The organism is Leeuwenhoekiella nanhaiensis (assembly GCF_002744755.1).
Classification (GTDB): Bacteria; Bacteroidota; Bacteroidia; order Flavobacteriales; family Flavobacteriaceae; genus Leeuwenhoekiella; species Leeuwenhoekiella nanhaiensis.
Genome location: NZ_KZ319308.1, coordinates 1 through 22,881, shown reverse-complemented (window position 1 = coordinate 22,881; position 22,881 = coordinate 1). Strand labels below are relative to the sequence as shown.

The following is a 22,881-nucleotide window of genomic DNA, read 5'->3' as shown; positions in this document are numbered from 1 at the left end:
TTTTAGTTACACACTTTATGAGATAGTGCTCCTACTATTAAAAAAAGAGACCCTCGCGGGTCTCCTTTAGCATTAATGATATAGGGTCTTATTTAGCTTCTGCTATAAATTACATCAGCATCTTTAACATTCTGGGGTAAGTCGTTCATCGTGTTATAGAACGCGTTTTTATTATTGTACACCCGATCAGGACGCTCGCCTACAATGATATATTTTACAATCATATCGGGGGCATTTAGGTTTACCTGATCCTGAATACGCATGGTCTGATCCTGAATATCAGTTCCCATATCTTCCAGTTTAGCAATTACGTAAAGCATTTTGTTGGTTGCGCGTACTTCCTGAATTTCTAAATCTTTCTCGGTTCCGGTGATTTCGGCTTCGACTACCAGACTTTGTTCCACATTATCTTCGTCAGGCATATTCACATCAATGGTAGGAACCTCAACCTCTTCTTCTTCCATCACTACAACCACTTTCGGTACTTCTACCATTTCTGTGCGGGTACTGATGTCTACTTCGGCCCAGTCCACATCATATTCGGGTAATTCACCGGCTTCAGTTTCTACATCAACATCTACTTCAGGCAGTTCGCCAGATTCTTTTTTATTGATATCGCAGCTCGTTAGTAAGGCTACCGCAAGACCTAAGGGTAAGATAAATTTCTTCATAATATTCTGTTTTGGTTATCAATTGTTTAACTGCAATCTAAGGGTCTGATGATGTGAATTGCGTTAACTGCTTCTCAATTGGGGACATTTTAACCTTAAAACACCTGTTTGTTAATACTTTTAATAATTATTGTTTATTTCAAATCGTACCACAACCTCTTGCTAAAAAATGCATACTTCCTGATAATCGATAAACAGCCCATCTCCTCGCCTTTTGATAACTTAGCAGAAAGACACTTTAAAAAACACTTGAACCGCATGTTCCCTAAAGAAACCTACGTCGAAAGACGCGCCATACTTAAAAATACCCTCAAAACCGGCATCATCCTCTTTCCCGGAAACGGCGAAAGCCCGATGAATTATGCTGACAACTGGTACCCTTTTAAGCAAGACAGCAGCTTTTTATACTACACCGGTATTGACCACATTCCCGATCTGTATTTTTTGATCAATTTGGATACCGATGAAGAAATCCTTTTTGGCAACAACACCACCGCAGAACAAAAAGTCTGGGTGGGCGCTACCGAAAAACTGGAAAGCTACGCGGAGAAATCCGGTTTCAAGACCGTCAAACCACTAAAGGAAATCGATACCTACCTCAAAACACAACTCGGCAAAGGCCGGCAGGTGCATTACCTTCCACCTTATCGCTTTGAACAAAAAATTGCCCTGAGCGATTTGCTGAATATTCCCGTCAAAGAACTCGACGCACATAAATCGGTACCGCTTATCAAAGCCATCGTTGCCCAGCGCGAACGCAAAACTGCCGAAGAACTGGTACAACTGGAAGAAGCGGTAAACATCACCCGTGCGATGCACAAACATGCCATTGTAAATACCCGTCCCGGTATGACCGAAATGCAGATGGCCGGCCAGTTAAATGGCATTGCCGTGAGCGGTGGTGGCGGACTCGCATTCCCCATCATTCTTACCAAAGACGGCCAATACCTGCACAATCACGCTTCGCAAACCGTATTGCAGGATGGTGATCTGGTGCTTTGCGACTGTGGCGCTTACAACACCATGGGTTATGGCGGCGATATGACACGCACCTTCCCGGCGGGTCAACGTTTTAGTCCGCTGCAAAAAGATGTCTACAACATCGTACTCAACGCGCACAATACGGCGGTTGCCGCTTTAAAACCGGGAATACGCTTTAAAGACGTGCATCTTTTGGCCTCCAAAAAACTGGTAGAAGGCCTTACCGATCTCGGTCTGATGAAAGGCAATGCCGATGACGCCGTGGCAACGGGGGCACATACCCTGTTCTTTCAGTGCGGACTGGGGCATATGATGGGGCTCGACATCCACGATATGGAAAATCTGGGCGAGGAATATGTGGGCTATACGCCCGAACTGAAGAAAAGCACCGAGTTTGGCCTGAAATCCCTGCGTCTGGGCAAAGAACTGCAGGAAGATTTTGTGCTTACGGTAGAACCCGGGTTATATTTCAATCCGTTTTTAATTGACGAGCGCAGAGCGGAAGGCAAATACCTCGACTTTGTAAATTATGATGCGGTGGAGCAGTTCAAAACTTTTGGTGGAATACGCGTTGAGGAAGATTTTGTCATTACCAAAACCGGAAGCAAACTGTTGGGTGAACCTTTAGCCAAAACCGCCGAAGAAATTGAAGCCTTACGAAACAACCAAAAATTATGAGAAATCTTTTTGTCCTCTTTCTAGTAATAAGCGCCGGTCTGGCGGTAAACGCACAGGAAACCGACCCTGCAAAATTAACGCTCGACCGGATCTATAACTCCGGCGAATTCAACGCAGACCGTGCCCGCTCGATCTCGTGGATCAACGAGGGCGATGCTTTTGTCATTATCGAAAATGAAAACGGTAATGACCAACTCATCAAATACGAGAGTAAATCAAATGAACGTTCGGTTTTTCTGAGTGCAAACGCGCTTACTCCTGAAGGTGCAAATCAGGCGCTCAATGTGGCCGATTTCAGCCTTTCAAATGACGAAAGCAAGGTGCTTATATTCACAAACACCAGCCGGGTATGGCGTTCCAACACCAAAGGCGATTACTGGGTTTACGATTTTGACACTCAAAAACTGAAGCAACTGGGCACACAGCTACCTGCTTCGTCCTTAATGTTTGCCAAGTTTTCAGATTCTAACGAGCATGTGGCTTACGTATCAGGCTTCAATTTGTACGAAGAAAACTTCAACACCGGTAAGGTAACGCAGCTCACTCAGGACGGAAACGGCGACATCATCAACGGAACTTTTGACTGGGTGTATGAGGAAGAATTTGGCGCCCGCGACGGCTTCCGCTGGAGTCCTGATGGCGAACACATCGCGTATTGGCAACTGGATGCTTCCGAAATAGGCACGTTTTATATGATCAACACGACCGATTCGGTGTATTCTAAACCCATCCCCATTCAATATCCCAAAGTGGGTTATGATCCTTCATCAGCCAAAGTAGGTATCGTAAACACCGAAACTAAAGAAACCAGCTGGATTCCGGTTCCCGGCGACCCGGTGCAGCATTACATTCCGGCAATTCAATGGGTTGATGCCGATTTGCTCCTGATTCAGCAACTTAACCGTAAGCAAAATACCCTCAAGATTTACACCTTTAAGCCTTCCACCCAAAGTATTAAAAACGTGTACACCGAGACCGAAGATACCTGGGTTGATCTGCAATACCCTGATGTTTCGGCCAATCAATGGGGTCAAAATGATTTGTTGCTTACCGAAGATAAGGATGCGTTTTTGCGTATGACCGAAAATGATGCCTGGCGGCATATTTACAAGATTGATTTAAAAACCGGTAAAAAAACGGTACTCACCCCGGGCGATTATGACGTGGCGGCTTTTTATACTGCCAATGCTAAAAAGGTATTTTTTTCGGCTTCGCCGGAAGACCCTGCGCAGCGGTATCTGTTTGAAGCCTCACTCAGCGGAAAAGGCAAACCCAAACGCCTTACTCCTGTCGAATATGAAGGCATCAACACTTATCAAATCGCTCCAAATGGTGAGTTTGCCATTCACAACCATACCGACGTAAATACCCCTACCACCACGCGACTCATCAGCCTGCCCGATCACAAGACGATCAAAGTGCTCGTAGCTAATACTGCATTGAAAGAGAAATTGGCTCAACTCGATTTTCCGGAAACCGATTTCTTTCAGGTGGAAACCGAAGACGGCATTGTGGTGGAAGGCCGCATTACCAAACCCACAGATTTTGATCCAAACAAAAAATACCCGGTGCTCTTTCACGTCTATGGCGAACCCTGGGGGCAAATGGCTACCGATAATTTTATTGGGATGTACGACATCTTTTTGGCCCAAAACGGTTTTGTGATCATCAACCTTGACAACCGCGGTACACCTTCCCTGAAGGGCAGCGACTGGCGTAAATCGATTTATCGGAAGGTGGGCGTGATCAATTCGCGCGATCAGGCAATGGCTACTAAAAAATTACTGAACGACTGGGGCTTCCTGGATGCAGATCGTGTTTCGGTATGGGGCTGGAGCGGCGGTGGCTCGATGACGCTCAACCTGATGTTCCGCTATCCGGAAATCTATACAACCGGAATGTCTGTAGCGCCAGTGGCTAATCAATTGTTCTACGACAACGTCTATCAGGAGCGGTATATGGGACTTCCGCAGGAAAACAAAGAAGATTTTGTGGAAGGTTCGCCTGCCACCTATGCTAAAAATCTGGAGGGTAACCTGCTTATCGTTCACGGTACGGGCGACGACAATGTACACTATCAGAATATGGAATTTTTGGTTAACGAACTCATTGCAAACAACAAACAATTTACGATGATGGCCTATCCCAACCGTTCGCACGGTATTTATGAGGGCGCCAACACCCGCAGACACTTATATACGCTGCTTACCAATTACCTTTTTGAGCATAACAAAAAGTAAATCAAGCCAGCCTTTAAAAACTGAAAAACCCACAAGCTCAATCAACTTGTGGGTTTTCTGGTTTTAGGAGTGCATTATCATGCCGCTACGGCGGTACGTCTTGCAGGCGCAAGCTGCGCCTCAATAAGTTCCTTCCATTTTTTAGCACGCTTCACCTCATAGTTCTGAGCCGCATCAAGTTCAGAATCGTAGAAGTTGATGATTGAAGAAGTCTGGCTGGTTTTAGAAACCAGCTCCAGACCTACACCTTCAAGGGTGTGCTGAAGCTTCCCGTCTATCTTTTTGGTCACTACATTTTCTATAAGATTAACACCACTTACGGTATTTAAATCAACCTGTTGCAGTAAGACTTTTTCGTCTAGAAGCTGACCAAAGAGCAGCTTATTTTTCTGTGTATCTAAAGCGATCTCACGACCGTTCCAGGCTTCTTTTTGTTCCAGATTTATACCCTGACGGGCAGCTTCTGCTTTAAGGCGTGAGGCCACTTTTTTTGTAGCGCCAGATCCAAAAAGGATAAAGGCTATATAAGGAATTGCTACAAAGCCGGTAACTACGGCAAATACGAGGATCATATCTATTTTCATTGTAAGAAGTTTTGTGTTGTTTATATAAGAATTGGATGCAAAGCATCGAAAAATCGACCCAGGCCCGTAGGACTGCGTCAATTGCAAAACGGAAAACAAACTAAAACTTAGGGAAACAAATGAAACGGAAAGATCAACCGCAAACTGCTGAGACCCGGAATAATCAGGGCTGAAGCCTTAATATACTTCGATTCCTGATCAGGATAGAAATGCAGGTTTACAATACTGCTTCTGTAAAAATCAAATGGAAAGACCGACGCAGCGCCATCTTCCTGAGGTTGCAGAAGCTGTTCGGGGGTGCTTAAAACAAACTCCACCGCGCCCAGAGCCTGATCGTTGACGTGGCCCGTTTCAAACTGATGCTTAGAAGCAGGAGCCTCAGCGCGATCAGACTGAAGATTTAAATCTAAAGCATAGGAAGAACCGCCCGCTGTAAAAAACAGGAACAGACACAACCAGAATGCTTGAAATATTTGCTTCATAATACCCCACAAATGTAGAGCAGCAACTGTTAAGTTGCTGCCAATTTTTCTAAAAAATATTGAGGCCTAATTGGAATATTCAGACTCTACATCAGTGTCGGTCAGGGTCCTTACAAAGTCGGTCAACGCCTGTAGTTCCTTAGCATCCAGTTGCAGGTTATCAAAAGGCAGGGTCTGATGCGGCAGCTCAAAACCGAGGCCTGCCCCACCCCCTTTGTTGTAAAAATCCATCACCTCCTCAAGCGTGGCATAAACCCCGTTGTGCATATAGGGTGCGGTCACCCCTGCATTGCGCACGGTAGGCGTTTTAAACATGCCGCGTTGTATAGGTTCTTCATACATAAAGTAAAAACCTAAGTCGTCATCCAATTGTTTATTAGCTGCAGTCTCGGGCACACCTATGACTTCTTTCTCGGTTTCTGCGAAAAAAGGCGGCACCGTTCCGCCGGTTAAGGGCATAAAATGACAGGTCGCACACAGGGCTTTACCCATAAACAGATTCATTCCCAGCTTTTCAGATTCGGTAAAGCTATCTTCCTCCCCACGCATATTTCGGTCAAATTTAGAATCGAAAGCATTCAGGGTCGAAATGTAAGAGGACAAAGCCATAATCGCCTGATCGTTGGTTAATTTTTTGGTATCAAAAACTTCCTGAAAGGCTTCAACATAGGCAGAATCCTGAAGGATTTCCTCTGAAAACTCATGAACACTGCTGTTGAATTCTTCGGCATTGGTAAACACCCCGGAAATCTGCGCCATCAAATCAGGAGCGCGCCCCTCCCAGAAAAACGCCTGCTGAAAAACCGAATTGATCAGCGTTGGCGAATTGCGTTTTAACGAAGTTCCGGCATTGCTAAAATTAGTCACCAGTCCATCGGCATAGGCTTTTTCCGGAATGTGGCAGGTGGCGCAAGCCATAGAACCATCTTTTGACAATTTCACATCAAAAAAGAGGCGCTTTCCTAAAGCGATCTGTGCTTCCGAAGGATTCCGGTTGGTCACCCTTCTGAAGAATTCCACATTAAAAGAATTGTTTTCAAAAAAGGTAGGCGCATCAAAATTATAGGCCTGAGTGTTTACCGGTTCCCAAATCGCGGCTGTTTTCCGGATCTCTACCCAGGCTCGCGTAACGGGATTTAGATAGTCCCGCACAAAAGTATAGCGATCAAAAGTCTCAAAATCAGTATCCTTTCGAATAAAAGCTACCGCGGCATCAATGGCTTCAGTAAACTTTTGATCAGTCTGCTTATCCTTTTGCTTAATCAATTCCTGAAGAGACAATTCGTACACGGTTTTAAGCGACTCCAGCGATTGTGCGGTTTCTTTCAAACCGAGTCCGCTTACAGGAGTGTCAAAACCGGAAATGCCAAAGCTCAGCACCCGCATCAACTGCTGATGCGTCGCGATAAAAAAGCGCTGTGCATCCAGCTGGCGTTGGCCCACATTCTTTTGAAGTACACTTATCAGACCTCGGGTCAATTTAAGTTCGTGTTTAAAAAGCGCCTCATCTTCAGCGCCTTCATAAATAGATTCTTCCAGGCGTTGTAAACCTATGGGTTGCAGCACGCGCTGCGTGTCATCGGTAAGGCGCGGCAATGCCGGACCGTTAGCCTGATGCCCCACCGGCGGATTGAGATAGGATGCATAGGGTTCGGCTTTTTTAAAGGCTTCGCGGGCTTTGATAAAGTAAATTTTAGCCAAAGAATCAGAAGAAGACACTCCATTTAAACTATCGAGATAGGCAGCCGTCTCGTTAATGTGCTTGAAATAATACTGATGCGCAGGTTGCCAGTCTACGGCAATTTCATAGTTTTCCAGGGCCGGTTTATTTTCTTTGCAGGAAGCTAAAATCAGGCAAACAAGAAGACCTGTAACCAGGTGTTTAGTAGAATACATCGAGTGTGTTTTACGTCAAAAACCCCCGGAGTCAAAGCCGGAGGTTTTAAGGTTGATTAGTTTGTTTTTACTTATCTGGGAAGACCCTGTAGAATCACGATCTGTCCTCCCTGAGTATCTTCGGCACCTTCTAGCGTATGACCGTCACGGCCTGCAAAAGAAGCATTAGTCCAGTAGTGTGGTTGTAAGTTCAAAATAAACGTACCGGGCACGCCTACTTTATCTGAAATATCGATCAAAGCACCATACTCCCCGCTAAATCCGGAGCTTCCGTTTTCTACAAGATCCTGACGGATTACCATCTCAAGCACCGGGCGGGCATTGTTACCGTTAAGGTCAGACTGGTAAATGTAAGCCGCGTGATTTCTGGAAAACGAGTTAGGATCTTCCTGAAAGTATACAAAGTTTTCGGTCACACAAATATTATCAGGACTCTGTAACAAAGACACGTTTCCGTCTGCATTGTTAGAATCGGTATTTCCACTTATGATTTGAGTCAATTTACCTTCCAGCGGATTGGTCTCATCCAATTCTAACTTGTAAACGGTTCCCCAATCGTTATAAGTTCCTCTTCCGGGACCACGACCGGTTACTGCGAAAAATACATTTCGACCTTTAGCATCAGAACCTTTTTGGTAATCTACATCTTCCACACGCATAAAAGCCGAAGCCTGAACCCCAACACAAGCGGTTTCCATTTCATCTTTGGTCATATCCTTACCATTAACGATTTCAACAAATTCCACGTCGTAAGACTTCTGGAAATCCAGGTTGCCCTCATTGTAAATTTTACCGGCCTCAACCGCTTTTTTGCCGCCTGCACCGTCAGCTATTTCTTTAAAGCGAAGCACATAGATTTTACCGTTCTCTAAATCGGCATCTCCGTTTTCAGAAAGGTACATAGTAACCTGACCTTCAGAACCACTGGAGTCGTCATCACCACCAATGATTACGGTCTTACCGGCATAGGCACCTTGTGGAAGCGGCACCGCATTTTCCCATGAAAATTCACCCAAAGCATCCAGACCAAAGTCCGCATCCGGATCAGGAGTCATGTACGGGTCAATACCTTTTACGTCATAATTGATACTTTCAGAAGCCGAAAGGTATAAATCCTGAGAACCGCCATGGATCGCAGCTTCCCACATAGTACCGCTACACTGACGGGCATAGTCTGCCACACTTGAGTTTAATAACCACTCGCCGCTTAGAGGCTTCAGGTTTTTATCAAGCATAATGCGCGATACCGCATAGGTATCTTCGGCATTTACCACATAGATATAACCATCACTGTTAGGATCCTTAAGAAAACCGGCACCATCCTGAGCACCTACCAATTTAAAGTCGTTGCTCAAGGTATCAGACGAACTGATAATGGAATAGGCCTTTACATAGTTAAATTGCGGCATCATGGCCACAAGCGGAGCCAGATTTGATTTGTCTGAAAACATTCCCGGGTCTGGAGTAAAATCCTGACCGTCCTGGCCATCTACACCATCTACACCGTTTTCTCCGTCAACGCCATCTACACCGTCAACCCCGTCTTCTACTTCACAAGAAGTAAAAACACTTCCGGCAGCACCCAGAAGCATCAGATTAAATACAAGTCTTTTAATTGTAATCATCTTTAAATAGTTTTTGATTTTTTAGTTTGTTTCAAAACTAGCCAGATGACACTTGGAGAAGGTTAATGTAAAATCGTGTTTGGATTACGTTTCTTTAAATTAAATGTTAAAAATGTTACGAAAACATTACTATTTAAACGTATTCTAAGGAGTTATGTAAACTACTGTCGAGAAAAACCCTTGTAAATCAGACACTAAGCAGCAAGGCATAAAAAAAGTCTGCCCTTTCAGGACAGACTTTTAAATTAACATTGAAAACCGGAGACTTAGGCTTCGCTTAAAATCTGAGCGGCGTGATCTTTAGTTTTCACCTTATCAATCACCCGGGCAACCGTGCCGTTTTCTACAATAAAAGTGGTACGGTGAATGCCGTCGTACTCCTTACCCATAAACTTTTTAGGGCCCCAGACGCCAAAGGCATTGATCACGGTCTTGTCTTCATCGGCCAGTAAGGGGAACGGAAATTCGTATTTCTCCTTAAAGTTACTTTGGCGCTTTTCAGAATCTGCGCTTACTCCCAGAATGGCGTAACCCTGATCCTGAAGTTCTTTATAGTGGTCTCTCAGGTTGCAGGCTTCAGCAGTACAGCCAGGCGTTGAGGCTTTTGGGTAAAAGAATACCACCACCTTCTTATCGGCATAATCACTCCAGTTTATGGTGTTGCCATCCTGATCAGTTGTGGTAAATGCGGGAACTTTATCCCCTTCTTTAAGCATATTCATAGCGTTCTATTTAGATTATTATTGGTATTATTATTCAAATTTTAAGGCAATAAGAAGTTCTTTTGCCTAAAGACTATAAATTTAAAGATTATGACCAAGGCCGAGAAGGTTAGCTTTGTTATAGATACGTTAAAGCGCCTGTATCCCCAGATTCCCATTCCGTTAGACCATAAAGATCCCTACACCCTGCTTATCGCGGTTTTGATGAGTGCCCAAAGTACCGATGTTAAGGTAAACCAGATCACGCCCCTGCTATTTGAGGTAGCAGATAATCCTTATGATATGGTAAAGCTTACGGTGGAAGAAATACGGGAAATTATAAAACCCGTGGGTTTATCGCCGATGAAGGCCAAAGGTATTCACGGACTCTCCCATATTTTAATTGATAAGTACAACGGAAGGGTCCCGGAAAGTATTGAAGAACTCGAGCAATTGCCTGCCGTAGGTCATAAAACAGCCAGCGTGGTGGTAGCACAGGCTTTTAATATCCCGGCTTTTCCGGTAGATACGCACATACACCGCCTGATGTACCGCTGGGGACTGACCACCGGCAAAAACGTGGTACAAACCGAAAAAGATGCCAAGCGTCTCTTCCCCGAACATTTGTGGAACGACCTGCATTTACAGATCATCTGGTACGGGCGTCAATATAGCCCCGCACGCGGCTGGGATCTGGAAAAAGATATCATCACGGCAACGATTGGTCGCAAAAAAGTGATTGAGGAGTGGAATAAAGGAAGGAAATAAAGCCGTTGGCTTTTTAAGGTTAAAAGATGATCAAAGAAGATCTTCATATCTATTTGAAAGCAGAAACAAGGCAATTGCTCGAATTGGCCAAATCAAGGTCGCTATACCCAGTTTCAGAAAATTGTCTTTATATAACCAGTAAAATTGAAAATAATTCAAACGAGAACTTTCTCGAAGTAAGAAAACTTAGAAAAAGAAAAAATAAAGACAAAAAGCCAAGGTTCTTAAATGAAGTTGTCGCCGAACTTACCCACTTATACAAAGACTTGTATGATCTAAATCTATTCATCTACAAATCTTCAAAAAATATAAGTCTTATAGAAATTCAGTACTTTCTAAAAAGTTCTCTTGATAAAGAATACCATAAAAAAGTTAGCCAGGATTCCCCTATGATACATTCCAAGTTAGCCATTCCTCCTTATGTAAAAGGAGATAAACAAAGGTTTGATCTTAACTGGGAATTAGGTGGATTCAAACACCAGTGGAAGCTTTTTTGGTGGAAAATATGTTAATACGTTTATTACCCGCACGCGGCTGGGATCTGGAAAAAGACATCATCATGGCAACAATTGGTCGCAAAAAAGTGATTGAGGAGTGGAATAAAGGAAGGAAATAAAGCCATTGGCTTTTATTTACTCCAAATGTGGAATTCCGTAAGAAAGAGATTTTTCCATAACGTAATTTTACAATTCTGTTTACTTACTTCAAGTAAAACTAAATCTGTTCAGCATCTAAAATTAAAATATCACAACCCGTAAAAAATGAATTGTATTATTAAAAAAACCTTATCCCTACTTTTTTTACTTCTGGCAACAGGCCTTCTTCAGGCTCAAAACAAAGAACATTATATTTTGCTTATCGACGGCGATTCGTTGAGAGTAGATCTCAACAAAGATTTAAAGTATACGCTCAAGTCTGGAAAAGAGATCAATTTGAAGCTGGTACAGCCCGATCTGCTAACCTATGAAGATGAGATGCTTACATTTCTGTATCCAAATGCCGTGACGCTTTCAAAAATTCCTGTAGAAGAGGGCCTGATACAAATAATGGCTATGCGCGCAACAGGCAACGGAGTACTTGTTCAGGAATACAACTTCATAAATCCGGAAAGCATTATAGATCTCATTCTTAATGAAATCACCAAAGAAAGTTTGAATTACGGATATAGTAAAAAGGAAGAACCTTACAGTCTTGATCTTAAAAGCGGACAGACTCTTAAGGGGAAGCGCATTATTATGGAGTATAATGGTGAAAAAGAAATCTATACGGCTTTTGCGCACGGTAAAAAAGATCAGGGAGTCCTATTAATTGTTTTAAATACCGTAGAAAACGACGAAGATACGGCTATCTTAAATACTATTCTTAACAGCCTAGAGCTGAAATTTTAACTCGAATTTTAAAGTATGTATTCCAGATTCCTGATTTTACTTTTAACCTTGTTTACAATTCCTTCTTTCGCTCAGATACCTACAGAACACTACCGCACCAAGATTAAAGAACTCAAAACCAAAACCGAATACAAGGCCTTTTGGGATAGTATTGTGCAACTCGATCAGCAGGTTTTAATGAAAACTGGCCCTGTAAAGAAGTTCGACTCGCTGTCTATTGATCTTATGGTTAGAACGGCTTTAATGTTTGAACAACATGGAGTCGAGGCTTACAACGTGTATAGTCCCGCACCCGTACTGAATTTTGTACATTCTTCAGTGAGCGAAAGTCTCCTTGCCTTTTGGCCCATAATTACAGACTGCGTTAATGCAGGTGATGGAGCAATTACACAAATGGGCGGAGGCTTTCCTGCCTATCAATTGGAGAGCATTTCCCTCAGTTTTTACAGCTATTCGTTATTTCAGAAAGACGATAAATATCCTGCTTTGTTAGAAAAACTCAATCCGTATTCTGAAATTGCAGTTATTCCAAATTTGCTAAAAGCATTTGAAAAGCATAAGGCCACACAGGCTCTTCAAAAGTTGAAAACCCTGAATTCCTGGTATGTTGAAGAACTAAAAGGACTTTTGGACGAACGAACTTTTAGTATAGTTCTTTTAGAAGATGATGCTCTTTACATTACTAGAAGTCACTATCGCCATAAATTGAATCTGGTCTCTGAAACTCCTTCAAAAAAAATATACAGGATCGAAAATGAACCCTTTGGATGGACCTACGATTTAAGCACTGCCGGGGATTTAAAATTGCTGGATCAATTTGGTAATGAGCTAATGGCTTACACGCAAGCCGAAAAATGAAAAAAGGCAATTGATTTACAAGGTAATGGCAACAACTCCCGAAAAAAATTATCATTTTTCTATTTGATTATAAACTACATTAGATTTCAATAACACGAATTATTGAATACTTATGAAATCTATTTTTACGCTACTATCTCTTTTAGTGCTAATCAATTACGAAAGCCTTTCTGCACAGCAAATCACTGCTCCGGGAGGTGCCAAATTTCTGGTCGAAGCCGGCGGAGAATTTGGCGGGGAAGAAATTCTAACCGTCTATTTTGAAGAAGGTGGTGATCAAAAAATGCGTGCCGGTCAGGGTGGGTATGCGGCCGTAGGTGGCGAATTCCATTTTAAAGATCTGAAGTCTTTTATGTTGCGGGGTACCGTTGGTTTTAAGTATGTCACTACCGCAGCAGACAATGCAAACATCAGGCTTACGCGATTTCCCATCAACCTGTTGGGCTATTACAAGATCAATGAAGACTTTAGACTGGGCGCCGGGCTCACCACCCATCAACTCATTCGGTTTAAGGGAGATGGTTTTGTCCCTGATGCCGACCTGAGCAGCGGACTGGGCGGACGCCTTGAGTTCGGCTGGCGTTGGGTTGCGCTAACCTATACAGCGATCAACTATAAAAATGAGTTTGACTACAGCTTTTCAGCCCATTCGATTGGTGTGGCGTTTTCGTTTACTTTTCCACAAAACTGATTTAACTATAGCTATTTTAAAACTAATTGGTTAGTTTTAAAAATATAACACGAGTAGTAAGCTATGAAGTATCTCCAACTCTTAAGCCTAAGCCTTTTTTTAATGCTAACCAGCAGCTGTTCTACAGATGATGAACCGGACGATTATCCGGAATTTGAGCTACAGACTCCTGATGAATTTTCGCAGGAGGAATATGAGCTTTACAGTTTATTTTTAGAAGAATGGTCGGGTTTAAATGATATTGTCGTTGAGCAAAAAACAAGTGCCTGGGTATCAAATTACATAATCAATTCTGATTCAGATAATCAAAGAAATGATCTAAATACACGCTTTGAAGGTTATGATACGCAATTACTTGCCGATCAGGTTGAGATCAATACAACTCCATTATTTCTGGATAATCGCTTTTCCATTGCCGCAAAAAAAGTCTCCTTAATTTCTCAGGAAGAACTTGATTATATACAGGAAAATGCGCCGGATAAAAACGCTCCCGGTGACGATATCCCGTTTTGGAACTATTTCCATCAAATTTATCCAAACTCACAAGGCTTTATATCTCTAAGTCGCATTTCATTTAACGAAACCAATGATCAGGCTCTCTTTGAGTATTCAAGTGGATGTGGCAGCCTTTGCGGTTATGGCGGACTTGTCTATTTCCGTAAAGAAAATGGTGTGTGGAAATTAATTGAAATAGCCCTCTTGTTTATTTCATAGACTTCAGAAAAAGTACCTAAATACCCATAAAAAAGACCCGCTGTTTAGCGGGTCTTTCTTTTAATTGAGAAGGGATTCCACCTTCCCAATTGAGGTATTCATAACACTTAAGGCTTTCGAATAATTTAATATTCGGTCTACTGTTTCCTTAGAAGGATTCAGGTTTTTTCGGTTTAAAGAAGATTTCTTAGAGTAAAGGTTTTCCATGTACTGTGGTTTAGTTTTTTTAGTCTTACTAGAACGCACAGTCTTTGGTTTTATTCTACCCTAATTTGTTAAAATTATATTGTTTTTCTCAATCACCTTGCGCAGGTTGATCAGGGCATAACGCATACGTCCTAAAGCCGTATTGATACTCACATCAGTGCGCTCTGCGATTTCTTTAAAACTCATATCCTTATAGATACGCATCACCAGGACATCGCGCTGATCTTCGGGCAATTCGTCAATAAGCTTACGCACGTCATCTTCTACCTGATTTTTGATAATACGCTTTTCAGCATTTAAATCCGGATCACCCAAAACCGAAAAAATATTGAAATCCCCGGTGTTGTCAAACTTGGGCATACGTTTGTTTTTACGGAAATAATCAATCACGAGGTTGTGCGAGATGCGCATAACCCAGGGCAAAAACTTACCTTCCTCGTTATATCCACCGCGTTTTAAGGTGCGTATAACTTTGATAAAGGTATCCTGAAAGATATCTTCTGTCACGTCCCTATCGTAAACTTTTGAATAAATAAAACTGTAAATGCGTTGTTGGTGTCTCGAGATGAGTATAGAAAGTGCCGCTTCTTCGCCCTTGAGGTAGTTGCTGACCAGGACAGCGTCAGAGATTAACATATCTTCCATAAAATTACTTTTTGTAGGTTAAAATGATCCGTTTATAGGATCGGGGTCAAAACTTTAAAAGTAATTTTCGGATATAGGCCTTTCGCTTAAATGTTAATATTGAGTCAAATATAACAACTATTATTCCAAATAAACAAACGCTGCTCTACAATTTTAACATTAACAGGACGTTGGGCAAAAGAATGCGGGGTTATGCTTCCTATAAATTATCTTTGCACTCCTATTTCAATTGCTATGATCGTAGACGTTTCTAAAGCTGACCCTAAACAAAATATCATCATCAAGGGGGCTAAGCTGCATAACCTTAAAAATATCAATACCATCATCCCGCGCAACAAGCTCGTGGTGATTACCGGCTTGTCGGGATCCGGGAAATCAAGCCTTGCGTTTGATACCCTGTATGCCGAAGGGCAGCGCCGCTATGTGGAGAGTTTATCCTCTTACGCACGGCAGTTTTTGGGCCGTCTAGACAAACCGAAAGTAGACTATATAAAAGGTATCGCTCCCGCAATTGCAATTGAGCAAAAGGTAAACAGTACCAATCCGCGGTCTACCGTGGGCACCTCTACCGAAATTTACGATTACCTCAAACTACTTTTTGCCCGTATAGGCAAGACCTACTCCCCCATTTCGGGCGACGAGGTCAAAAAAGATACGGTAACCGATGTGGTGAATTACATCAAAACTTTTGAAGAGCGCAGTAAATTGCTACTTCTCGCTCCTTTTCTTGTGGAAGAAGGCCGAAAGATTGAAGAAAAGCTCAACATCCTGCAGCAACAGGGTTATGCGCGTATTAAGGTAAATGACGAGGTGGTGCGTATTGAAGAAGCCGGAAGCATTACCTCAACAGACAAACTCTTTCTGGTGGTGGACCGAATCATCACCAAAGACGATGAGGACTTTGAAAACCGCCTCGCCGATGCGGTGCAAACAGCCTTTTTTGAAGGTAAGGGCGAATTGTTTATTGAAGATCTGGCGACCGGCAAGCAGCGGCAGTTTAGCAATAGTTTTGAGCTGGACGGCATGCAATTTCTGGAGCCCAATGTACATCTGTTCAGTTTCAACAATCCGTATGGGGCCTGTCCTACCTGCGAAGGTTACGGAGATGTGATTGGGATTGACGAAGATCTGGTGATTCCCAATACCGCGCTTTCGGTTTACGAAAATGCCGTATTCCCCTGGCGGGGAGATAGTATGAGCTATTACCGCGATCAGCTGGTCAATTCGGCTTATAAATTCGATTTTCCCATTCACAAACCCTATTTTGAACTCAGCGACGCTCAAAAAGACGTATTGTGGAACGGAAACCAGTATTTTGAAGGTATCAATCAGTTTTTTGAATTTCTGGAATCAAAAGCTTATAAAATTCAAAACCGGGTGATGCTGTCGCGCTACCGCGGAAAAACCAAATGCAAAACCTGTGGCGGCAAACGCCTGCGTAAGGAAGCCAATTACGTAAAAATAAACGGTACGACCATTACCGATCTGGTTGCCCTGCCGCTCAATAAAGTAGCCGATTTCTTTAAAAACCTCGAACTGGGCGAACACGATGCTAAAATTGCCAAACGCCTGCTCACCGAAATTGAAAGCCGACTCGAATTCCTGTCAAAAGTGGGACTTAATTACCTCACGTTAAACCGGAAGTCCAACACACTTTCGGGTGGAGAGTCGCAGCGAATCAACCTGGCAACTTCCCTGGGAAGCAGCCTGGTGGGGTCGATGTATATTCTGGACGAGCCCAGTATAGGCCTGCATCCTAAAGACACCGAGCGCCTTATTGAAGTACTTAAAAGCCTGCGCGATCTGGGCAATACCGTGATTGTGGTGGAGCACGACGAGGACATTATGAAAGCCGCGGACGAGATTATAGACATAGGCCCCGAAGCCGGAACTTATGGTGGTAACGTAGTGGCCACAGGTACCTACGACGACATTCTTAAAAGTGAATCGCTTACTGCAAAATACCTCAACGGCACGATGGAAATCAAAGTGCCGGCAAAACGCCGCACTTCTAAATACTATGTAGACGTCATTGGCGCACGCGAAAACAACCTTAAAAATATAGATGTTCGCTTTCCGCTTGGGGTATTCGTAGCCGTAACCGGGGTTTCGGGTAGTGGTAAGAGTACGCTGGTTAAAAAGCTGCTCTACCCTGCTATGCTAAAAGAAACCGGCGGTTACGGAGAAAAAATGGGTCAGATGACCGGGATTGAAGGCAAGTTTGACAACATCAAAAACATCGAATTTGTAGATCAGAATCCCATTGGTCGTTCGTCACGTTCCAATCCGGTTACCTACATCAAGGCCTATGATGATATTCGTTCACTGTATGCCGATCAGAAACTGAGTAAAATTCGCAATTTTCAAACCAAGCATTTCTCGTTTAATGTAGATGGCGGCCGCTGCGAAAACTGTAAAGGTGAGGGCGAGGTTACCATCGAAATGCAGTTTATGGCCGATGTGCACCTGGAATGTGAAGTGTGCAAGGGCAAACGTTTTAAAAAAGAAGTGCTTGAAGTGACGTTTGCAGACAAAAACATCGATGATATCCTCAATATGACCATTGATGATGCCATCGCCTTTTTTACCGAAAATAAGCAGGACAAAATCACCCGCAAACTCAAGCCTTTACAGGACGTAGGTCTGGGCTATGTAACCCTCGGGCAGAGTTCGTCTACCCTCTCAGGTGGAGAAGCCCAGCGCATCAAACTGGCTTCCTTTCTCGTAAAAGGAACGACCAAAGAGAAAAACCTGTTTATTTTTGACGAGCCTACTACCGGACTGCATTTTCACGATATTCAGAAATTGCTGGCTTCCTTTGAGGCGCTGATTAAAAAAGGACATTCCATTCTTGTGGTGGAGCATAACCTCGATTTGATTAAATGCGCCGATCACGTGATCGATTTGGGTCTGGAAGGCGGCGAAAATGGCGGTCACCTTATCGCTTCCGGCACCCCGGAAGAAGTAGCTAAAAACAAAAAATCCTTTACTGCGGAGTATTTGAGGGAGAAGCTTCAGTGAATGTTGAGTTAAGAGTGCGGAGTGCTAAGTTTTTTCGCTCATAAAAAATCATTTCAGTTACAGAGTAGCATCTGGGTTTTGAGGTGATTTCCAATACTTTTCTCATCCGGTCACTTTTAAAAAATAAAACATTGATTAACAGAGTTTTATATAACTACAAAAACTCTTAATTCTGCATTCTGAACTCCGAATTAAAAAATTTGGCACACCCTTTGGAATATACTAAGCGTAATCGGATTGAAACTTAAAACTTCAATCCTAAAATGTAGAATTATGAAACGTATAGTACTTCTTTTAGCAGCGTGTTTCACATTTGGAACTGCTGCGCAGGCTGCAGACTCCCATCCGCCTCGTAAAGTGGATCGCCGGGTAGATCTAAACCGAAACTTTATGCAACCCGTTGTGTTTATCGAAAACGGTATTGAGTTTCTGGTATATCCTGACGGAGCGCTTGATTTTAACGTCACCCCTTCATCGGTACGTTTAAACGGGCAGTACGTACGTGAGGTCTACAACCCCGGGCGTTATGATGTGTACCGCAACGGTCACAACTACCGCAGAGGCTATGTACAGTATAACAGAATGGGTTTACCCGTACAGATAGGACGTTTGAGCCTTGATTATTTTAGAGATGGACGCGTTGCCCGCATTGGTAACATTCCCGTCAACTACAAGAAAGGCCGTTTAGACCGAATCGGAAATATGAAGATGCATTACGACCGCGGTGGTCGCATCTACAAACAAACCGGTTTTATAGATAAATATAGAAATGCAGACGATTGCGATATGGGCAGCATTGAAATCATTGGTGACCGTAGTCGCAGATATTAAGATTTAATTCGGCAATCGGATATAATGTTGATTTTTTGGTTGGTTAGTTGGAAATCCCTGGCAGATTCGTTTGTCGGGGATTTTTTATGAGCGTGCAGGACTGCTTTATGGGCTCCGCTAAAGGCTAAGACTTGAGGCTCGCACCAAAATCAAAGCTTTCTTTACGTTGAATGCCTCGCAGGCTTGCCCCGAGGTAGTTTACATTGTAATTTTGCCGTTATGCACATTCAAGATACTATTACCGCATTAGCGACTGCTCCGGGTGCCGGGGCCATTGCCGTCATACGGGTTTCGGGGGAAAACGCGATCCCGCTTGTTTCTTCGGTTTTTAAGGCCAAAAGCGGAAAGATTCTGGAAGATCAGGACAGTCATACCCTGCATCTGGGGAATATTGTAGACGGAAGCCGAATCATTGACGAGGCTTTAGTATCCCTGTTTAAAGGAAAACGCTCCTATACCGGTGAACCTACCGTTGAGATCTCCTGCCACGGAAGCCCATATATTCAGCAGGAAATTTTGCAGCTACTTTTTAGAAAGGGCTGCCGCGCCGCCAAAGCCGGGGAATTTACCCTGCGGGCCTTTATCAACGGAAAGATGGACTTGAGCCAGGCGGAAGCCGTGGCCGACCTGATCGCCAGTGATAATGCCGGAGCGCACCAAATCGCGATGCAGCAAATGCGCGGAGGTTTTAGTAATGAAATCGCCCAGTTGCGCCAGGAACTGCTCAATTTTGCCTCACTGATCGAGCTCGAACTCGACTTCGCCGAAGAAGATGTGGAGTTTGCCAACCGCGAAGAATTTCAGGAGCTTATCGCCAAAATCACCCGGGTTTTAAAACGCCTTATCGACTCTTTTGCGACCGGCAATGTGATTAAAAATGGAATACCGGTTGCGATTGTAGGCGAACCCAACGTAGGGAAATCAACTTTGCTGAATGCGCTGCTTAACGAGGAACGCGCCATTGTAAGCGATATCGCCGGTACTACGCGCGATACCATTGAAGACGAACTCTCCATAGGCGGGATTGGATTTCGGTTTATTGATACAGCCGGAATTCGCGAAACGATAGACGTTATTGAAGGTTTGGGGATCAAAAAGACCTTTGAGAAGATAAGCCAGGCGCAGGTGGTGCTCTATCTTATCAACACCCCATCAGCTTTTGGCAACGCTACAGATGGTAGCGCATTTACGGACTTACAAATAGAAATAGAAAAAATCAAAAACCGCTTTCCGGATAAACCTTTAATTCTGGTAGCCAACAAAATAGACCAACTCTCCGACTCGGAACAGCAAGCGATAAGTAATCAGCTTTTTGAATTACTGGCAAATACTGTAAAGTCCAGCGTTTTGCTTATTTCAGCTAAAAGCGGAACAGGTATAGACGAGCTTAAAGAACAATTGCTAAAGTTTGTAAACACGGGTGCCCTGCGCAATAATGAGACTCTGGTGACCAACTCGCGCCATTACGATGCTCTTTTAAAAGCTTTAGAAGAAATCGAAAAAGTACAAATGGGTATTGATGCCGGGCTCAGCGGCGACCTGCTGGCCATAGACATTCGGGAAGCATTGTACCATTTTGGGGAGATCACCGGGCAGGTCACCAACGACGAATTGCTGGGCAATATCTTTGCTAATTTTTGTATTGGAAAGTAGTTGAAATTAAAAAAGAGTTTAGTTTTATTTAAGTTTACCCCACCAAAAACTAGTATAATGAGACATTTCATAGCCTTTTTAAGCACAGTAGTATTTTTTTCGTGTACAAATAACAATAGTGTACAACCTGATGATTTAAATAACACCAGTGTTTTAGAAAGGCTTCAAAGCGAAGCCGTCTGGGAACTGGAATATGATGCTGAAGTATATCAGTCGTTTTGGAATTTCGAAGTATATAGCGAGTACCATACTTTTAATCCGGGAACCGACCCAAATGGACTAAGACAACACTATTACTGGAGATATACCAGGGACGAGGCGCCAACAGATTGCTATTATACACTTAAAATGAATGAACTAGATTATGAGGAGTATACCATACTCGTAAATACACCTAAAGAATTAATCTTAAGAAATCCTATTGGCGAAGCCAATAGGATCATTTATACTTATGAAAATGGGGTCATAAGGTATGAATATAAGGAAGATGGTAGTGAGGATAATTATTTCCCCCCTGCTACTTTAAAACCATCTTCTAAGGATCTTAGTACTTTAAAAATCTGCGAGTAAAATAAAATTCAAATAAGACAGATACCGGATACACCCTCCCTGTTCTCTTCATTTGTTAATGAAATGTGAAATTTTCACTTTTCAAAACCTGTTTTCATACAGTCTTCATACTCTATCCTAGGCTTTGCTATGCCTTTAACTGGGGGATGCCCTGGCTGAGGGTTGATTTTAACCCGTTCTGAAACAGCTATACTGATTAATTAATAAATCCTGTTCTAGCTATACAAAGCTAATTTTAATCGGGTGAAGACTTGCCAAATCGGGTTTAAGCTCCCCAATTCGTGCGCAATAGTATCGCCTACCTTAGGTTTATATTCCGGTTGAACCTGTCATTCGCAGCGCAATCGAAGTGCAGGTTGAAAGGTAAATTTGAAATACCAGTAGTAAATTCAATAAAACTTCAGATTATGTGTTCCAAACATGTTATGTTCATTTTTTCCATTGATGAAAAAACGAACCAAAAAAATCTATGCTGACAAAGCTTTATCTAAATTTATCATTCCCTCGCTAAATTTTAGAAACTCGCCTTGATTAATTGAGCTAAGTAGAATAATCCGGTGGGCTCAAACAGTCTAAAATTTTTAACGCTCACTCATTTCAAATTTTTTACGATAAATCTTTGTAGGCCGATGCTGGCGTATTAATTTGCTTAATTACCTTATTTCGAAAATTGCTCGACACGAAGAGTTGAATGGATCTCAATCCCTCAGCTCAAAATAGCCTCGCTTTATCTCCTGTTCGTACGCGATTGTATCGCAATTCAAACAAGCATACCTCCTTCCAAAGGGAGGCTCTTCAATCTATACTACCAGGCTCCCTTCCTTCGAAGGAAGGGCCGGGGATAGATGTTGAGTTAGCCAATCACCGACCTATATCCTGCAGGCCATTGCACGCGATTGCATACCGTTGCACGTCATTGCATACAATTGCATACGATTGCAGGGTCATAGCAAAAAAAGAGGGGTTTGCTTCGGTATTCGTTCGAGATTGGTTCGGGTATGACTCGGGGATCTAAGCCGGGAAATTACAGCTTATTGATGAACTGTTTTGTCGGGATGGGATTTGAGGCGAAGGAAGTAGGAGTTTGAGTAAAAGCAGATACAAATTTTTTATTAACAAGTTGGTTACTTTCACTATGCCCTCCCAGACACCGAGCAGTGCCCCCCTACTTGACCTCAAATCCTCTCGCTTCTAAAACTTTAAAAGCAAAAAGCTTCAATATCTTACGGGTTTCTATAATCTGCTTCAAGGACAAAAAGCTATTTTTATAAAGAGTACTCTAAAGTATTGATATCCGGTAATTTTTAGGGGATATTAATACTATTAGAGTTGATATAATAAGTTGTAAAACAATTGAATGAAACGATTTCCAGCAATCATATTCTTACTCCTGATTTGTAATTTATCGAATGCTCAACATACAGATAAGTTTAAAAAAATAGTGAGTGAACTTGAGGAAATTGACTCTAAACCCGACACCGTATTTTACGAAAATGGAAAAATTTGGTGGATAAGTACAACTACGACTTATAAATACAACTCACAAAACTATACTACTCATTCAGGAAAGCAGACTCAATTCTATGAAAACGGACAAATTGCAAGCGAAGCTATTTTAGGAAAATACGGAAATATAATATCTTGGAACTCTTATGACCGAGAAGGAAATAAAACGTC

At 42.7% G+C, this 22,881-nt stretch carries 21 protein-coding genes; 13 read left to right on the top strand and 8 right to left on the bottom strand.

The window, feature by feature from the left end:
• Nucleotides 1-92: 92 nt before the first annotated feature.
• Complete coding sequence (locus CJ305_RS18200; RefSeq protein WP_099647699.1) at nt 93-671, bottom strand: hypothetical protein; 579 nt, start codon at nt 669-671, stop codon at nt 93-95.
• A gap of 258 nt (nt 672-929) precedes the next feature.
• On the opposite strand from CJ305_RS18200, the gene CJ305_RS18195 reads away from it, so the two are divergent.
• Together CJ305_RS18195 and CJ305_RS18190 are read left to right on the top strand one after the other, a co-directional pair.
• Nucleotides 930-2,330, top strand: a complete 1,401-nt coding sequence (locus CJ305_RS18195) for an aminopeptidase P family protein (RefSeq protein ID WP_099647698.1) — start codon at nt 930-932, stop codon at nt 2,328-2,330.
• Nucleotides 2,327-4,570, top strand: coding sequence for a S9 family peptidase (locus CJ305_RS18190; RefSeq protein ID WP_099647697.1), 2,244 nt, complete (start codon nt 2,327-2,329; stop codon nt 4,568-4,570). Before CJ305_RS18195 ends, CJ305_RS18190 begins: the two co-directional genes overlap by 4 nt.
• A gap of 77 nt (nt 4,571-4,647) precedes the next feature.
• Here the strand turns inward: CJ305_RS18190 and CJ305_RS18185 are convergent, their stop codons facing one another.
• The 5 genes from CJ305_RS18185 to bcp all read right to left on the bottom strand — a co-directional run bounded on the left by CJ305_RS18185 (nt 4,648) and on the right by bcp (nt 9,879).
• On the bottom strand, nt 4,648-5,154 hold the full coding sequence (locus CJ305_RS18185) for a hypothetical protein (protein ID WP_099647696.1): 507 nt from the start codon (nt 5,152-5,154) through the stop codon (nt 4,648-4,650).
• Nucleotides 5,155-5,261: 107 nt separating this feature from the next.
• Nucleotides 5,262-5,636 (bottom strand): hypothetical protein, encoded by a 375-nt coding sequence (locus CJ305_RS18180; RefSeq protein WP_099647695.1) that lies wholly within the window; start codon nt 5,634-5,636, stop codon nt 5,262-5,264.
• A gap of 66 nt (nt 5,637-5,702) precedes the next feature.
• Entirely contained in the window at nt 5,703-7,532 is a 1,830-nt protein-coding gene (locus CJ305_RS18175; protein WP_099647694.1) for a cytochrome c peroxidase, read from the bottom strand.
• A gap of 71 nt (nt 7,533-7,603) precedes the next feature.
• Nucleotides 7,604-9,157: a PhoX family protein gene (locus CJ305_RS18170; RefSeq protein WP_223248928.1), complete on the bottom strand. Its 1,554-nt coding sequence runs from the start codon at nt 9,155-9,157 to the stop codon at nt 7,604-7,606.
• A gap of 266 nt (nt 9,158-9,423) precedes the next feature.
• Entirely contained in the window at nt 9,424-9,879 is a 456-nt protein-coding gene (gene bcp / locus CJ305_RS18160) for a thioredoxin-dependent thiol peroxidase (RefSeq protein WP_099647693.1), read from the bottom strand.
• Nucleotides 9,880-9,969: 90 nt separating this feature from the next.
• Between bcp and CJ305_RS18155 the strand changes: the two genes are divergently transcribed.
• From CJ305_RS18155 to CJ305_RS18125, 6 genes are all read left to right on the top strand, one after another.
• Complete coding sequence (locus CJ305_RS18155) at nt 9,970-10,626, top strand: endonuclease III domain-containing protein (protein ID WP_099647692.1); 657 nt, start codon at nt 9,970-9,972, stop codon at nt 10,624-10,626.
• A 26-nt stretch (nt 10,627-10,652) separates the two neighbouring features.
• Complete coding sequence (locus CJ305_RS18150; RefSeq protein WP_099647691.1) at nt 10,653-11,138, top strand: hypothetical protein; 486 nt, start codon at nt 10,653-10,655, stop codon at nt 11,136-11,138.
• A gap of 249 nt (nt 11,139-11,387) precedes the next feature.
• A complete protein-coding gene (locus CJ305_RS18140) occupies nt 11,388-12,014 on the top strand; it encodes a hypothetical protein (RefSeq protein WP_099647690.1) in 627 nt (208 codons plus the stop codon).
• Between the two features lie 15 nt (nt 12,015-12,029).
• Nucleotides 12,030-12,872, top strand: a complete 843-nt coding sequence (locus CJ305_RS18135; RefSeq protein WP_099647689.1) for a hypothetical protein — start codon at nt 12,030-12,032, stop codon at nt 12,870-12,872.
• Nucleotides 12,873-12,984: 112 nt separating this feature from the next.
• A complete protein-coding gene (locus tag CJ305_RS18130; RefSeq protein ID WP_099647688.1) occupies nt 12,985-13,563 on the top strand; it encodes a hypothetical protein in 579 nt (192 codons plus the stop codon).
• A 63-nt stretch (nt 13,564-13,626) separates the two neighbouring features.
• The gene (locus tag CJ305_RS18125; protein WP_099647687.1) at nt 13,627-14,277 is read left to right on the top strand and encodes a hypothetical protein; all 651 of its coding nucleotides are present in this window, start codon (nt 13,627-13,629) and stop codon (nt 14,275-14,277) included.
• A 60-nt stretch (nt 14,278-14,337) separates the two neighbouring features.
• On the opposite strand, the gene CJ305_RS19525 is transcribed toward CJ305_RS18125, so the two are convergent.
• Both CJ305_RS19525 and CJ305_RS18120 read right to left on the bottom strand, forming a co-directional pair.
• Nucleotides 14,338-14,484 (bottom strand): hypothetical protein, encoded by a 147-nt coding sequence (locus CJ305_RS19525; RefSeq protein ID WP_189319489.1) that lies wholly within the window; start codon nt 14,482-14,484, stop codon nt 14,338-14,340.
• Nucleotides 14,485-14,544: 60 nt separating this feature from the next.
• A complete protein-coding gene (locus tag CJ305_RS18120) occupies nt 14,545-15,129 on the bottom strand; it encodes an RNA polymerase sigma factor (protein WP_099647686.1) in 585 nt (194 codons plus the stop codon).
• Nucleotides 15,130-15,363: 234 nt separating this feature from the next.
• Between CJ305_RS18120 and uvrA the strand changes: the two genes are divergently transcribed.
• The 5 genes from uvrA to CJ305_RS18095 all read left to right on the top strand — a co-directional run.
• A complete protein-coding gene (uvrA, locus tag CJ305_RS18115) occupies nt 15,364-18,150 on the top strand; it encodes an excinuclease ABC subunit UvrA (protein ID WP_099647700.1) in 2,787 nt (928 codons plus the stop codon).
• Between the two features lie 273 nt (nt 18,151-18,423).
• On the top strand, nt 18,424-18,981 hold the full coding sequence (locus CJ305_RS18110; RefSeq protein WP_099647685.1) for a hypothetical protein: 558 nt from the start codon (nt 18,424-18,426) through the stop codon (nt 18,979-18,981).
• A gap of 219 nt (nt 18,982-19,200) precedes the next feature.
• Nucleotides 19,201-20,634, top strand: coding sequence for a tRNA uridine-5-carboxymethylaminomethyl(34) synthesis GTPase MnmE (gene mnmE, locus CJ305_RS18105; protein WP_099647684.1), 1,434 nt, complete (start codon nt 19,201-19,203; stop codon nt 20,632-20,634).
• A 57-nt stretch (nt 20,635-20,691) separates the two neighbouring features.
• On the top strand, nt 20,692-21,204 hold the full coding sequence (locus tag CJ305_RS18100) for a hypothetical protein (RefSeq protein WP_099647683.1): 513 nt from the start codon (nt 20,692-20,694) through the stop codon (nt 21,202-21,204).
• Between the two features lie 1,357 nt (nt 21,205-22,561).
• Nucleotides 22,562-22,881, top strand: a 320-nt coding sequence (locus CJ305_RS18095) for a hypothetical protein (RefSeq protein WP_143469417.1), incomplete at its 3' end; no start/stop codon positions are given.